The organism is Planctomycetaceae bacterium, assembly GCA_021371795.1.
Taxonomy (GTDB): Bacteria; Planctomycetota; Phycisphaerae; order Sedimentisphaerales; family UBA12454; genus UBA12454.
In genome coordinates, this window is the sequence record JAJFVK010000008.1 from 117,301 (window position 1) to 130,610 (window position 13,310).

At 45.2% G+C, this 13,310-nt stretch carries 14 protein-coding genes; 8 read left to right on the plus strand and 6 right to left on the minus strand.

Translation table 11 applies throughout. From position 1 onward, the window contains the following. Positions 1 to 11: 11 nt before the first annotated feature. Positions 12 to 674, minus strand: a complete 663-nt coding sequence (locus LLF92_04360) for an endonuclease III domain-containing protein (GenBank protein MCE5340345.1) — start codon at positions 672 to 674, stop codon at positions 12 to 14. A gap of 220 nt (positions 675 to 894) precedes the next feature. Here LLF92_04360 and LLF92_04365 point away from each other — a divergent pair, with 220 nt between their 5' ends. From LLF92_04365 to LLF92_04400, 8 genes are all read left to right on the plus strand, one after another. Next, entirely contained in the window at positions 895 to 1,818 is a 924-nt protein-coding gene (locus tag LLF92_04365; GenBank protein MCE5340346.1) for an HlyD family efflux transporter periplasmic adaptor subunit, read from the plus strand. 3 nt (positions 1,819 to 1,821) lie between these two features. Continuing rightward, positions 1,822 to 2,727, plus strand: a complete 906-nt coding sequence (locus LLF92_04370) for an ABC transporter ATP-binding protein (GenBank protein MCE5340347.1) — start codon at positions 1,822 to 1,824, stop codon at positions 2,725 to 2,727. Continuing rightward, positions 2,724 to 3,860, plus strand: coding sequence for an ABC transporter permease (locus LLF92_04375; GenBank protein ID MCE5340348.1), 1,137 nt, complete (start codon positions 2,724 to 2,726; stop codon positions 3,858 to 3,860). Before LLF92_04370 ends, LLF92_04375 begins: the two co-directional genes overlap by 4 nt. Before the next feature lie 16 nt (positions 3,861 to 3,876). Next, the gene (locus LLF92_04380) at positions 3,877 to 4,488 is read left to right on the plus strand and encodes a TetR/AcrR family transcriptional regulator (protein MCE5340349.1); all 612 of its coding nucleotides are present in this window, start codon (positions 3,877 to 3,879) and stop codon (positions 4,486 to 4,488) included. A 53-nt stretch (positions 4,489 to 4,541) separates the two neighbouring features. Then, complete coding sequence (locus tag LLF92_04385) at positions 4,542 to 5,393, plus strand: CPBP family intramembrane metalloprotease (GenBank protein MCE5340350.1); 852 nt, start codon at positions 4,542 to 4,544, stop codon at positions 5,391 to 5,393. 242 nt (positions 5,394 to 5,635) lie between these two features. After that, on the plus strand, positions 5,636 to 6,184 hold the full coding sequence (locus LLF92_04390) for a DUF2617 family protein (GenBank protein ID MCE5340351.1): 549 nt from the start codon (positions 5,636 to 5,638) through the stop codon (positions 6,182 to 6,184). A gap of 140 nt (positions 6,185 to 6,324) precedes the next feature. After that, entirely contained in the window at positions 6,325 to 7,524 is a 1,200-nt protein-coding gene (locus LLF92_04395) for a hypothetical protein (protein MCE5340352.1), read from the plus strand. A 13-nt stretch (positions 7,525 to 7,537) separates the two neighbouring features. Then, positions 7,538 to 8,323 carry an MBL fold metallo-hydrolase gene (locus tag LLF92_04400; protein ID MCE5340353.1) on the plus strand — a complete coding sequence of 262 codons (786 nt, stop codon included), beginning with the start codon at positions 7,538 to 7,540 and terminating at the stop codon, positions 8,321 to 8,323. A 34-nt stretch (positions 8,324 to 8,357) separates the two neighbouring features. On the opposite strand, the gene LLF92_04405 is transcribed toward LLF92_04400, so the two are convergent. From LLF92_04405 to LLF92_04425, 5 genes are all read right to left on the minus strand, one after another. Next, positions 8,358 to 9,662, minus strand: coding sequence for a TRAP transporter large permease (locus LLF92_04405; protein MCE5340354.1), 1,305 nt, complete (start codon positions 9,660 to 9,662; stop codon positions 8,358 to 8,360). Then, positions 9,659 to 10,198: a TRAP transporter small permease gene (locus tag LLF92_04410; GenBank protein MCE5340355.1), complete on the minus strand. Its 540-nt coding sequence runs from the start codon at positions 10,196 to 10,198 to the stop codon at positions 9,659 to 9,661. The genes LLF92_04405 and LLF92_04410 overlap by 4 nt, the downstream gene beginning before the upstream one ends. 71 nt (positions 10,199 to 10,269) lie before the next feature. After that, the gene (locus tag LLF92_04415; GenBank protein ID MCE5340356.1) at positions 10,270 to 11,310 is read right to left on the minus strand and encodes a TRAP transporter substrate-binding protein; all 1,041 of its coding nucleotides are present in this window, start codon (positions 11,308 to 11,310) and stop codon (positions 10,270 to 10,272) included. A gap of 145 nt (positions 11,311 to 11,455) precedes the next feature. Next, complete coding sequence (locus LLF92_04420; protein MCE5340357.1) at positions 11,456 to 12,727, minus strand: phenylacetate--CoA ligase; 1,272 nt, start codon at positions 12,725 to 12,727, stop codon at positions 11,456 to 11,458. Next, complete coding sequence (locus LLF92_04425; protein ID MCE5340358.1) at positions 12,724 to 13,308, minus strand: indolepyruvate oxidoreductase subunit beta; 585 nt, start codon at positions 13,306 to 13,308, stop codon at positions 12,724 to 12,726. Before LLF92_04425 ends, LLF92_04420 begins: the two co-directional genes overlap by 4 nt. Positions 13,309 to 13,310 lie beyond the last annotated feature (2 nt).

Consider the following 13,310-nt stretch of genomic DNA (forward strand, 5'->3'; position numbering starts at 1 on the left):
TTTTCTTTTCATTATTCGTGATTAATAATTTCGTGTGGTAAGCACTCCAACGGGCAGCCGCTGCACTTTGGTTTTGGTCTGCAAAATTCTTTTCCGATACGAACCAGCAGCGCGTGATATTCATTGAAAAGTTTTACATCGTTTTCAAGATTATCCTCAAACAGACTTCGTAGCTGTTCATAGTCTGCTTCCGGCTCGATAAGTTGATGCCGTGTTGTGATTCTGTAAGTATAAGCATCGACGACGAAAACACATTTTTCCAAAGCGTAGAGTAAAATTGAATAAGCGGTTTCTCTGCCGATACCGTTGACCGACAAAAGTTCCTCACGCAGACTGTCGGTGCGCATAGATTCGATTTCCTCAAGTGAACCGTTATGATTTTCAAAAAACCAGTTGAGAAAATTTTTCAGCCGTTTAGCCTTGATATTATAATAGCCGGCAGGGCGGATGAGTTCGGCGATTTCGTCCTGCGGTAAATCGTGAAGTTTCTCAAGACTCATCACGGAAGCATTTTTTAGGTTGTTAATAGCTTTTTCTACGTTCTGCCAGTTGGTATTTTGGGTAAGGATAGCGCCAACGATAATTTCGTCTTTGGTTTCACCCGGCCACCAATGCTGCGGCCCAAACCGCTCAAAAAGCAATTCATAAATCTGATGTATCTTGTCTCGTGTCATACCCTGCATTATTCAATATTGCCCATTTTCCGTCAATAATAATATATCGGATTTAACTGCTTTATTTAAAAGTATTTACAATAACAGTACCATTTGGTCTTGTTTTCATGGGTAAAGCAACGCAATTTCATATTTAAATTGACTGACTGGTCAGTCATTATTATAATATACATAGAGTCAGCATTAGTATAAATCGCTGATATTTTAGAAGGGTATGGCAATGAAATTTAAAAGTTTGGCAGATAGTATAAAGTTATACCGAAAGCCCATAATGCTTGTCGGTGTGATTGTCATTTTGCTGATGCTGTTTTCTTATCAGTATTATTTGTCTCGTCAGAATATTCCGTTCACCGGTTATGTAATCAGTGATAACATTTATATGTCTTCATCAGTTTCCGGCACAGTTTTTTCCGTTGAGGTCAAGCGCGGTCAGCGTGTTGAGATTGGCACGCCGTTGTTTCAGATGGATTTGACATCGCTCACAGCGCAGGCGGAAAAAATCGAGGCACAAATCAAAGAAGCCGAATCGCAAAAAGCCGTTAAGCAGGCGGAATTAGTTTCCGCCGAGGCCGAGAAAAAATTTGCGATATCTGATATGAATCGTTTTGTTTCGATTAAGGATGCCGTATCACAGCAGGACATAGATGCCGCACTTGAACGCGCGACCAAAGCCGGCGCCAATATAGTATCAGTTCAAAATCAAATATCCGCAGCGGCCTCGAATATTGAAAGCTGCAAAGCGGAGCTTCGGGACATAGAGCATAAAATCAAAGAGTTGGCTCCGAGTTCGCCCGTATCGGGAAGAATAGAAGAACTGATGTATAAGCCCGGCGAATGGGCGCCCGCAAACGCGGCGATTATTAGTATTGTGCCGGACAAGGAAGTAAAAGTCAGATTTTACATTCCGCAAAATCAGTTAAGTAAGTACAGCGTTGGCACAAAAGTTGCAATTGCCTGCGATGGCGGCCCGAAGGATATGACCGCGACGGTAGATTTCATATCGACTCGTCCCGAATATACGCCTCCGGTTATTTACAGTCTTCGAACAAGGGACAAGCTGGTATTTATGGCCGAAGCCGCGCCGACCCAGCCGCAGCAATTAATCCCCGGCCAGCCTATGGATGTGCAGCTTGCAGATAGGTGATTTATGGAATATGTAATAAATGTTAGCGGGTTAAATAAATATTATGGCGATAAACACGTTGTTAAGGATGTAGCCATAACAATTGGTAAAGGCCGTATAATGGGTTTCCTTGGCCCAAACGGCGCGGGCAAAACAACAACGCTGCGAATGCTCTGCGGACTTCTCACTCCAGACAGCGGACAGGGGCAGGTGCTTGGTTTGAATTTCAGAACCGAAAGTTACAAAATAAAACTTCGCACAGGATATATGACACAGCGTTTTTCGCTTTATGAGGATATGACAATCGCGGAGAATCTTCATTTTATGGCGAGGATTTATAGTTTGGATCGCCGCGTGGAACGTGTTGACGCAATGCTTGAGCAGCTTGGTCTTTCGGACAGACGGAATCAGTTGGCCGGTGCATTATCAGGCGGCTGGAAGCAGCGTCTGGCATTGGCTGCGACGACTATTCATGAGCCGGATTTGTTACTGCTCGATGAGCCGACAGCGGGCGTTGACCCCAAAGCTCGACGCGAATTTTGGGATGAGATTCACATGCTGGCCGCAAAAGGCCTTACAGTTATGGTTTCGACGCATTATATGGATGAGGCCGAAAGATGCCATGACATTGGCTATATTTTATCCGGCAAACTTATCGCCAGAGGAACCGCGCAGGAAATTATCGAGCAATCAGGCCTTATCACGTTCAGAGGCACCGGCGAAGGCATCAGCGATATTATGCATGAGCTTACCGTGAATAAAGCGGTGCTGACCGCGTCAGCGTTTGGAACAGCCGTTCACATCAGCGGGCTTGGCCTTGATGAACTCAAAACAGTGATAGGGCAGTATAATAAATTCAACTGGCTGCAGATAAGTCCGTCGCTTGAAGATGTTTTCATTTATCTTATGAGTAAAAGGCACGAACAATGATAATATCGAAATTGAGAATTTTCGCTGTGATGGCCAAAGAGTTTACGCAATTGCATCGCGACCGCGTTACTTACGCGATGATTCTGGTGATTCCAATAATGCAGTTGCTTTTGTATGGTTACGCTATCAATATGGACCCGCACCATCTTCCCGCTGCTGTTTTCTCGAACGACAAAAGCACGCTCGCGAATACAATTATTAGCGCGATAGAGCAGACGTCTTATGTCGATGTGAAATATCTGCCGACTTCCGAAGCCGAACTCGACAGGCTTATGCGTCTTGGCAAAGTTATGCTCACGATAACGATTCCGCCTGACTTTACGCAGCGTGTACTGAAACACGACAATGCGCAAATTCTTGTCGAGGCCGACGCATCCGACCCGCAATCTGCCGGCAACGCGCTGGCGGCAATTTCTGCTCTGTCGGAAACAGTGCTTGCGAATGAACTTCGCGGGCCGGTTGGAAATTATAAAACCCAAAAGCCGTTCGATGTTGTCGTTCACAGAAAGTTCAATCCCGAAAATATTTCATCATATAATATTGTGCCGGGTATGCTCGGCGTTGTGCTGACGATGACGCTTGTGATGATGACTGCGCTTGCGGTTACGCGCGAAACCGAACGCGGCACAATGGAAAGTCTGCTCTCAACGCCGGCAATGCCGCTGGAAATAATGATTGGCAAACTGACGCCGTATATTATTGTTGGAATAATACAGGTCAGCGTGATTTTAATATTGGGGAGAATATTATTTGGCGTTCCAATGGCGAAAAGTCTTGCCGGCTGGTTTGCGCTTTCGATAGGCGCCGCGTTGTTTATCATCGGCAATCTTGGGCTTGGGTATTTTATTTCAACACTTGCACGCAATCAGTTGCAGGCAATGCAATTATCCGTATTTGTGTTTTTGCCGTCGATATTTTTGTCGGGTTTTATGTTTCCGTTTTACGGTCTGCCCGGCTGGGCAAGATTTATTGGAAACCTGCTTCCGATAACGCATTTTTTAAGAGTTGTCAGAGGCACGCTTCTGAAAGGCCAGATTTTATCAGATATGGGCACCAGTCTTGCCTGCCTTTCGATTATTGTAGTTGTTATTTTAACCATAACAGTAGTGCGTTCACGTACTACACTTGATTAATATAGAAGGAATGAAAATGAACGACAGCAAAAAACTTACACGTGCCGAAAAAGCAAAGGAAAAACGTGTCGCGATTATCCAGGCCGCGAAGAATGAGTTTATCAGCAAGGGTTTCGAGGCCGCCAGAATCGATGAGATTGCGAAAAAGGCGAATGTTGCCAAAGGCACTGTGTATTTGTACTTTCCGAATAAGGAAGAATTGTTCAATGAAATGATACGAACTGTTATGATGCCGTTGATAGATGATATCAAACAGGCACTTGACGGCCAGACCCAGGCGACAAAGGAATTATACGAGCCGGCGTTTTCGGTGTTATTGAAAAGGATGTTGTCCGCTGAAGTCGGCCCTGTAATGCGATTGATGATTTCTGAAGCGATTAGATTCCCGAAACTCGGCGAATTTTTCAGGCAGGGGGTGGTTGCGCCGATAATAGAAAAGCAAAAAATGTTGTTGAAAAGCGCAGGCCAAACCGGAAAACTGCGTAACCCGTTAATAGCGGAATATCCTCAACTGATTCTTTCGCCGATTTTGTTGACGGTTATCTGGCAGGGACTCTTTAAACAGTTCGTTCCTGACGATGTCTCGGAAATGATGAAGCTGCATTTTGAGTTGCTGTTCAAAAATTAATCAAATATTCCTGTTGTTGATTTTTTTTGTTATTTAGGTTAAACTTCCACACGATGAATAGAAAGGATTCAAAAGTCAGCAGTCGGACTCTCAAGGCCGCGGAAGATAACGGATATTTCGCCCGCACGGCCCGGTCGATATACGCGCTGATTTTTCTGCTGCCTTTCATCGTACTTTACGAAATTCTCGTCCTAAAAATCAACCCACAGCTCCTTAGTTCTCCTTCCAGTCATGTCCGCGGCGGGGTTGTCGCGTTTGTCTGGATACAAAACTTCCTGCAATACATCGGCCTTGACGGCAAATCCTCATGGCTCTTTGCGCCGCTTGTCATTATCATAACGCTTATTATTTTGCAGATGACTTCCCGCAGGCCGTGGAAGATTGTCTGGCTTGATTTTGTCGCGATGACCGGCGAGTGCATTACGATTGCGCTTCCGCTGATTGTTCTGGCGATGGTTCTCAATCGTCCGTCGCAGCAGGGTAAACAATTGGCAGCGGTCATAACGAATCTTGCATCGGGGTATGGCGGCCATAGTTTCTCAATGGATATCATCACCGGAATCGGAGCCGGTATTTACGAAGAGCTGATTTTCAGGCTCGTTTTGATTTGCGTCTTTATGTTCTTCTTCGAGACAGTTCTTGGCGTAAAAAAGACTAACTCTATTTTGTTTTCGGTGCTAATTTCAGCGGTGCTTTTCAGTTTGCACCATCATTATGTTTTCATTCACGGCCATTTCGCAAGATCGGAAATTTTCGCATTGGCGCCGTTTATGTTTCGGACAATAGCCGGTGTTTATTTCGCCATTATATTTGTAGTACGGGGCTACGGCGTTGTTGCCGGCACACACATTTTCTACGATGTTATCGCCACAATTCTGAACATTTTACTGTTCAAACAGTACTGAAAACAGGGAAACCTGACGCCCTCAAGGGTAAAAAAAATTGGCTTTTTGACAAAGTCGAAAAAAATTATATATTTTTTTTACAATCATTATTGCTTCTGTCTGCTGAATTTGTGGAATAATCGTCCTATAAGAGCGCAAAACCCGATTATCAATACTGATAACGGCCTTGATTCAAATCTGCGTTTCTGCTAAAATAACAGGGTAAAGAACAAGAAAAATTGTCGTTCTAAATGGGTTCAAAGATGGATACACCAAATAATACAAATGTAGTTGTCAGCGAGTTGACCTTCACGCTTTACCAAAGGCCGCTTCATCCGGAGCTTTTCAATATTTTTGAGAAGCGCACAATCAAGACGGATAAATATGAAGCCTTGATTTGGGCGACAGGCGGTTCGCACGTGGTAAGTGTATTCTCGAATGAGCTTTGTCTTTCCGAACTTATCAGCACGCCGACTCAACTGCTGCCTCGTCGGGGGCTGATTGAACGTTTCCGTTTTGCCGGCCAAAGAAATCACAAATGCACGCTCGCCAAAGGTTTGAGCTATATGACTGATTTCCAGGTCGAGAAAATGAGCCCGAATCTCTATCGTCAAAGTCATAGCGACCTTGAAAAGTTCGCACGCAATCGCGGTATGTTTGTGAAGTTTCCGAAAATGGCTGTTGGCGGTCTTGAGCCGTTCAGCTATATCGACTTCGAAGCAAGGCGCGATGAACTGCACATTCACGCGTTCCACGCATATCCTGACCAGGTTACGATTATCAAAACCCAGTCGCTGTTCGATATGCACTAAGCGTTAAGCCTCCTTAAAAATAAACGCTTACAAAATTCCAACTAACCCTGCTGTCACAGGGTTAGTTTTTTTATGCCTAAAATTCTTTGTGCCTTCGTGTCTTAATAGCTATAATACCGGTTTTCTACCGGAGTTAATATATGCTCAGATTGGTAAGCTTTGTCGGCTTGTTTGTGATGGTAATTATTGCCTGGCTGCTTTCATCTAATAGGAAGAAGATGAACAGTCGGCTGATTATCAGCGGGATAATTTTGCAGTTTGCACTGGCGGTAATTATTCTTCGCACGTCTTTTGGCCAATGCGCCTTCGATAAGGTCAGACTTTTAATTACTAATCTAATCGGCTTTTCAGCGCAGGGCAGCGAATTTGTTTTCGGCACCGGCTTCAAGGAGCATTTCTTCGCATTTTCAGTTCTGCCTACGATAATTTTTGTTTCGTCATTGATGACGGTTTTATTTTATCTCGGCGTTTTGCAAAAGATTGTCGAGATTATGGCGAAAGTTATGGTTTATGTGATGGATGCTTCCGGCTCTGAATCGCTTGCGACCGCGGCCAATGTCTTTATGGGAATGTCCGAAGCGCCGCTTGTAATCAGGCCTTATATAAAGACAATGACGCGTTCGGAAATTATGACGATGATGACTGGCGGAATGGCGACAATCTCCGGCGCAACGCTTGCCGCTTACACCGGCTTCGGCGCAGATGCAGGACACCTGCTGACCGCTTCGATAATCTCCGCACCAGCCGCGATAGTAATTGCGAAAATTATGGTGCCGGAAACTGAAACCTCGCAAACCAAGGGCGTGGTAAAAGTTGTAATTCCTCGCGAAGACACAAATGTGCTTGAAGCTGCCTGCCGCGGCGCGGTTGACGGCGCGAAGATGGCGATTAGTATTGCTGCGGTAGTTATTTGTTTTATCGGATTTGTCGCGATGATAAATTGGCTGCTGGGTTTTCTGCCGAGTTTGAATGCCGAGCCGATTACGATGCAGCGTGTTCTTGGCTGGCTCTTTTCGCCGCTTGCGTGGACTATGGGAATAGATTTTAAAGATGCTTCGCTTGTCGGCTCATTGCTTGGCGAAAGAATTGTGCTGAACGAATTTATCGCGTACATTGATTTGGGCAAAGCGAAGGAGTTGATTTCACCTCGTTCGTTTACGATAGCGACGTATGCTCTTTGTGGTTTCGCGAATTTCGGTTCGGTTGCGATTTTGATTGGCGGAATGGGTACGATTGTACCGGAGCGTAAAAAGGATTTCGCGCAGCTCGGTTTTAAATCTATGATAGCCGGCATGCTGGCGTGCTTTATGACCGCCTGCATCGCAGGAATCTTAATTTAAAAAAAGGAAAAGGATGCCATTGTATTTTCAATCTTTAAGAAGCGGCAGCACTGGAAATTGTCTGCTTGTGCGCACGGATAAAACCACAATCCTGCTTGATTGCGGCCTGGGTACAATGAGACGAACGCGTGAAATTCTTTCACAGAGCGTAAAAAATCCCAGCCAAATCGATATGATTCTGGTTTCGCACCTTCATTCCGACCATATAAGTCATTATCCAATGCGGGTTATTGCTGATGAAGGAATTAAGCTGAAAGTTCACAAGGATTGCCTTAACGATTTGGAATGCAGACATTTTCGCAATAGCGGAATGGAGAATTTGAAGGTTGAATGTTATGAAACGAAGAAGTTTCAGTTTGGCGATCTTATCATCGAACCATTTCAAATTCCACACAATCCATGTTTTATAACCTGCGGCTTTGTCATTTATCATAACGATAAAAAAATTGTTGTCGCAACGGATTTCAGAGACGCAAAAGATTTGGAACAGTACTTTATCGACGCGGATTTTATTTTCGTTGAGTCTAATCACGACTTGGAACTGCTGCGAAAATTTTTCAATCCCAACAGTCTCTATCACATGCCGAATCCCAAGACAGCGAAATTTGTCTGCGATGTGATAAAAAAAAGCAGAAAAAATCCTTCGCTTGTAATGCTTGGCCATTTGAGCGGCGAAAGAAATACTCCGCAAATCGCGATAAAGGAAATTAAGACGGCGTTCAAACAAACCGGCATAGACGACAATTTAAAAGTCGTAACCGCTCCTCCTCACGAAACCAGTGAAATCATCGAAATATAAAAAAATTCGTGTCTATTCGTGAAAATTCGTGGTTTCATTTCAGCAAGCTCGGCAAATACGTCGCTATCGCCGGAAACAGCATCAGCAGAATAATGCAAACGATATACGCTGGCGTGAAAATGTTCACACCTTTATAAACTTCTTTCATCGGCACATCTTTCGCCATCGAGGCTACAACAAAAGTTACCGCACCGACCGGCGGGCTAATCGCGCCGAACGTAGTAATGACGGTAATCGTAACGCCGAACCACAGCGGGTCATAACCGAGGCTCGTCGCGACAGGGAAAAATATCGGAATTGTAATAATCAGCAGCGCCAGCGCATCCATAATCATTCCGCCGACGATATAAATCCCGAAGATAATCATCATAATCACAATTTTCGGAACCGCCAGCGTCAGCACCCAGTCCGCCAGATTATAAGGCATTCTTGTAACAGCGAGGAATTTTCCGAAAATCATCGCGCCCGCAACAATCATCATCACCATACACGATGACCGCAGCGTATCTTTCACAGCGCCGACAAATTGTTTGACGGACATTTGTTTTCGTATCGCTGCGATAACTAACGCCAGAAACGCGCCCGCACCGCCCGCTTCGGCAGGTGTAAAGAAACCTGTATAAAGGCCGGTCAGTATCAGTGCGAAAAGCAGAATCACTTCGCCGGTACCAGACAGCGATTTTATTTTTGTTTTGAAATCTACTTTATCGCCCACAGGACCCCATTGCGGTTTTATCATACAGATAACATATACGTTGAGTATAAGCAGCAGAGTAAGAACGACACCGACACCGAACCCGCCGTAAAATAATTTGACGATAGATTGTTCCGTTGATAAGCCGATTAAAATAAACACAACGCTCGGCGGAATCACAACGCCAAGTGTCGAGCCTGCCGCGACAGAGCCGGTACTCAACTGTGGATGATATTTATATTTTTTCATCTGTGGCAAAGCGACCGTTGACATTGTCGCCGCCGTCGCCGTATTCGAACCGCATATAGCCGCAAACAGTGAACAGGCCATAACTGTCGCCATCGCTATACCGCCGCGAATATGCCCAATCCAGTTGTAAGCGGTCTTATACAATTTTTCGTTTATGCCGGAATAGAAAACTATTTGCCCCATCAGCACAAACAGCGGAATTACGGTAAGGTCGTATTTTGAGAATGTCCCCCACAGCACCGAGCCGACCATATTAACCGCCGCGTCGAACGATACCACGCAGCAGAATCCGAAGAATCCGACAATCGCCAGCGCGAACGACACCGGCGTTGCCGTCAAAAACAGCACAACCATAAGAACGCCGATGCCCAATAGGCCAATCATCGTCTGGCTCATTGGACACCTTCTTCCAGATTAACTTCAACCGAAGTTGAAAGAGGCTTAACGCTTGTGTCTTTGCTCACAAAGTTTTTCAGCAAGTCGATGACAAAAACAAACGCCAGCGCAGCGAACCCTGCCGCGGTGATGAAGATAAACGGATAAGCTACGATTCGCAGTGTTTCAGTAACTTCGCCGCTTTCGAGATGTTTCAATCCGATTTTCATAATCTGCCACGCTGCAAGAATTGAAAACCCTGTACAGGCAGTGTCGTTCAGAATCGCCGCGACGAGCCGCAGCGATTTAGGAAAATGATTTACAATAATATCGACCGCGATGTTTTCTTTTCTTTTTTGCGTATAGCCAAGCACGCACGCGCAAACGATAGCGCCGAACAGACCGGTCAGTTCGTAAGTGCCCTGTATCGGCATTCCCAATCTGCGCATTATGATATTCGCAACCGTAATAGCGAGCATTGCCAAAAGAAACGCGCCCGCGATTGATACAAGTATCTTGCGAAGCACGTAATCGATACCATCCAAAAATTTAATCATATAAAAACCAATCATTCTCTGTCATTGCGAGAAGTCCTGCGCAGCAGGACGACGAAGCAATCTCAACTATTTTATTTTGGTTGTTCCATCATTTTCTTTAAATCATCAACAATCTCTTGTGCCGGAATTTTCGCCTCATTATCTTTGACCCATTTTGCGATAATCGGCTCAAGCAGTTTGTTCCATTCCGCTTTTTGTTCAGCGGTCAGTTCGATAAATTCAACCTGAAACTTTTCTTTTGAAAATGCGATGGACTCATCCACGTGATTATCCATATAATCGCCGGTCCAGTTCATTTGTTCTTCAGCGAGGTCTTCGAAAACTTTCTTCACATCATCCGGCAGCGATTCGAACTTGGCTTTATTCATAACAACCGCGAACGGATAAATCGAAGTATCGGTCATCGTTACATATTTGCAATACTCGGCATAGCTGAAATCCTTCATAACTTCCAGCGAAGAGAACAGACCCTGTACAACGCCTTTCTGCAGCGCTTCGGGAGTTGCGCTCATCGGCATACCGACCATATTTGCGCCCCAGGCCTTGAGGATTTCGCCCGCTCCGCCCGATGCACGCAGCGACATACCTTTAATATCTTCAAGAGTTCGCACAGGTTTTTTGCTCATAATATTTGATGTCGCCGTTGTGAACATCGTCAAAACTTTTACCGATTCGAATTCAGCAGGTTTATATTTTGTGTACACATCCCACAGCATTTTGCTGCCGGTTTTTGCGTCTTTGATTCCCAGCGGCAAAGCAAGCGAGTTAGTAACCACGAATCTGCCCGGCTGATATGCCATACACAGGCAGCCGATATCGGCCTGACCTGCGACAACGCCGTCGAACATATCTTTCGCGTCTAAAAGTGTTCCGCCGGGGAATGTTTTGATTGCGACTTTGCCGTTCGTGCGTTTTTCAACTTCAGTTTTCCATCTCTCCATCTGCACGCAAGGAAATGTTGAGGCAGGCGGGAAATTCGCGTAAGTCAGAGTAATCGTTACAGCCGCCGGTTCAGCGGGTGTATTGATGCTGCTGCCGGTTCCTTTTTTACATCCATTCAAGCAAGCACACATCATGATGAAACACATTACCAGATACACACACTTTTTCATTTTAAATACCTCCATATAAAATTTTATTTAACGCAACAATGTCATTTCGACCGTAGTCCTGCGCAGCTGTGGCGAAGCAAGACGAAGCAGAGAAATTATTTAAAAAGTATTCCACAATTTTTATTTTGATATTTAATTTTTAATATTATTTCTTATAGAAGACCCGTTGCGCTTTTCCTTCCTGCCTCGGCAGACCGCCGATTGGGAACACATCGCCTTTCGGACTGAAGCCCAGAGCTTCCTTCAAAACCTTTTCAACAGTATATCCTGTAACGCTCGAATCCGCCTCAACATTTATGCGGACATCCTGCACCCCGTTAACCTCTTCCATAATAATCTGATAATTTGCGCCGACGCCGGGTATTTGCATAAGAGCCTGCTCGACCTGCCGCGGGAAGAAGTTTACGCCTTTGACGATAAGCATATCATCGACTCTGCCGGTAATTGACGCGATGCGAACGTGAGTTCTGCCGCAGGAGCATTTTTCACGTGAAATAATTTTGGACAGGTCGCCGGTGCGGAATCTAATCACAGGCAATGCCTGCCGTGTCAGAGAAGTGATGGTAAGTTCGCCGAATTGTCCGTCTTTAACAGGTTTATTCGTTTCTTTGTCTAACACTTCGATATAATAATGGTCTTCCCAGACATGAATGCCGTTGTGTGCCGGGCAATCCATTCCCAATGTGCCTACGCCGCCGGTTTCCGTCATACCGTAAATATCGAAAGTTTCTATTCCAAGCCCTGATTCGATTTTTTTCTTCATAGATTCGGTAAAAATTTCCGCGCCGAAGATTCCAATTTTCAAATCAGGAAGTTCCTCTTTCATTTCTGTCATAACTTCCATAATTCTTATGCCGTAGCTGACAACGCCGGTGAGAACTTTCGTTTTGAAATCTTTCGCGAGTTTAATCTGCCTTTGCGTATTGCCTGCGCCGGCAGGTATGATAAATAATCCTGCCGCCCTTGCTCCGTGATACATTCCGAACCCGCCGTTGAACAGCCCGAACGAAGGTGTGATTTGTACGGTATCGCCTTTCGCCGCGCCTGCCATATAATAGCATCTTGCCATGCAGTCTGCCCATTGAGCCAGGTCGGCAAGTGTATATGGCATAACGACAGGGGTGCCCGTTGAGCCGCTGGACATGTGCATTTCTGCAAGCTGCGATTTATCCACACAGCAGAGATTTATCGGATAACTTTCACGAAATGTTTCTTTGTTTGTGAAAGGAAGTTTTTCAATATCTTCGAGTGTTTTGATATCTTTCGGATGAACGCCTTTGGCGTCGAACATTTTTTTGTAAGCCGCGTTGGATGAGTAAACGTGGTTTGCGATTCGTTTTAAATGTTCAAGCTGGAGTTTGCGAATTGAATCGAGTGAAGCTGTTTCTGTTTCTTTCTGGAAAAAGTTATTTTTCATTTGCAATTTCTTCCGGCTTCAAAGGCTTTCTTATTCAAATCAGTGTACTTTCCTTTAACCGCAGTTTCAATAGCTTTGTGCCAGCATTCCAGCGGCAGGTCAAGATGATTGGACATCGCGCCGAGCAGAACGGTATTCGCTGCTCTGATATTTCCGCACTTGATGGCGATTTTTGCCGCGTCAATGAATACGAGTTTCTTGAAAACGTCATCTAACATTTGCTTTACGTTCTGTGGATACTTTGCTGCGCCCGATGAAACGGTAACCGGAATAATCGCCTGCGAATTTGCGACGCACACTCCGTCTTCCGCCAGATAATCAGCGAATCGCAGCGCTTCAATTTGTTCAAGTGTAACAAGAACTCTCGCCGTGCCTTTTGCGACGATTGGACTGTAAACTTTTTTGCCGTATCGAATTTGCGCCAGCACCGACCCGCCGCGCTGTGCCATACCGTGCACTTCGTTTGTCTTTACATCGTAACCGGCCATCATTGCCGCCTGTGCCGATATTTCGCTCGCCAGTAAAATTCCCTGTCCGCCGACGCCTGCTAAAACTATGCTTGTAATCTTGTTGTCGCTCATTG

What these genes read in the sequence shown, in the direction of transcription:
- LLF92_04360 (MCE5340345.1), bottom strand. Translation starts at nt 674, where the DNA reads ATGACACGAGACAAGATACATCAGATTTATGAATTGCTTTTTGAGCGG.
- LLF92_04365 (MCE5340346.1), top strand. Translation starts at nt 895, where the DNA reads ATGAAATTTAAAAGTTTGGCAGATAGTATAAAGTTATACCGAAAGCCC.
- LLF92_04370 (MCE5340347.1), top strand. Translation starts at nt 1,822, where the DNA reads ATGGAATATGTAATAAATGTTAGCGGGTTAAATAAATATTATGGCGAT.
- LLF92_04375 (MCE5340348.1), top strand. Translation starts at nt 2,724, where the DNA reads ATGATAATATCGAAATTGAGAATTTTCGCTGTGATGGCCAAAGAGTTT.
- LLF92_04380 (MCE5340349.1), top strand. Translation starts at nt 3,877, where the DNA reads ATGAACGACAGCAAAAAACTTACACGTGCCGAAAAAGCAAAGGAAAAA.
- LLF92_04385 (MCE5340350.1), top strand. Translation starts at nt 4,542, where the DNA reads ATGAATAGAAAGGATTCAAAAGTCAGCAGTCGGACTCTCAAGGCCGCG.
- LLF92_04390 (MCE5340351.1), top strand. Translation starts at nt 5,636, where the DNA reads ATGGATACACCAAATAATACAAATGTAGTTGTCAGCGAGTTGACCTTC.
- LLF92_04395 (MCE5340352.1), top strand. Translation starts at nt 6,325, where the DNA reads ATGCTCAGATTGGTAAGCTTTGTCGGCTTGTTTGTGATGGTAATTATT.
- LLF92_04400 (MCE5340353.1), top strand. Translation starts at nt 7,538, where the DNA reads ATGCCATTGTATTTTCAATCTTTAAGAAGCGGCAGCACTGGAAATTGT.
- LLF92_04405 (MCE5340354.1), bottom strand. Translation starts at nt 9,662, where the DNA reads ATGAGCCAGACGATGATTGGCCTATTGGGCATCGGCGTTCTTATGGTT.
- LLF92_04410 (MCE5340355.1), bottom strand. Translation starts at nt 10,198, where the DNA reads ATGATTAAATTTTTGGATGGTATCGATTACGTGCTTCGCAAGATACTT.
- LLF92_04415 (MCE5340356.1), bottom strand. Translation starts at nt 11,310, where the DNA reads ATGAAAAAGTGTGTGTATCTGGTAATGTGTTTCATCATGATGTGTGCT.
- LLF92_04420 (MCE5340357.1), bottom strand. Translation starts at nt 12,727, where the DNA reads ATGAAAAATAACTTTTTCCAGAAAGAAACAGAAACAGCTTCACTCGAT.
- LLF92_04425 (MCE5340358.1), bottom strand. Translation starts at nt 13,308, where the DNA reads ATGAGCGACAACAAGATTACAAGCATAGTTTTAGCAGGCGTCGGCGGA.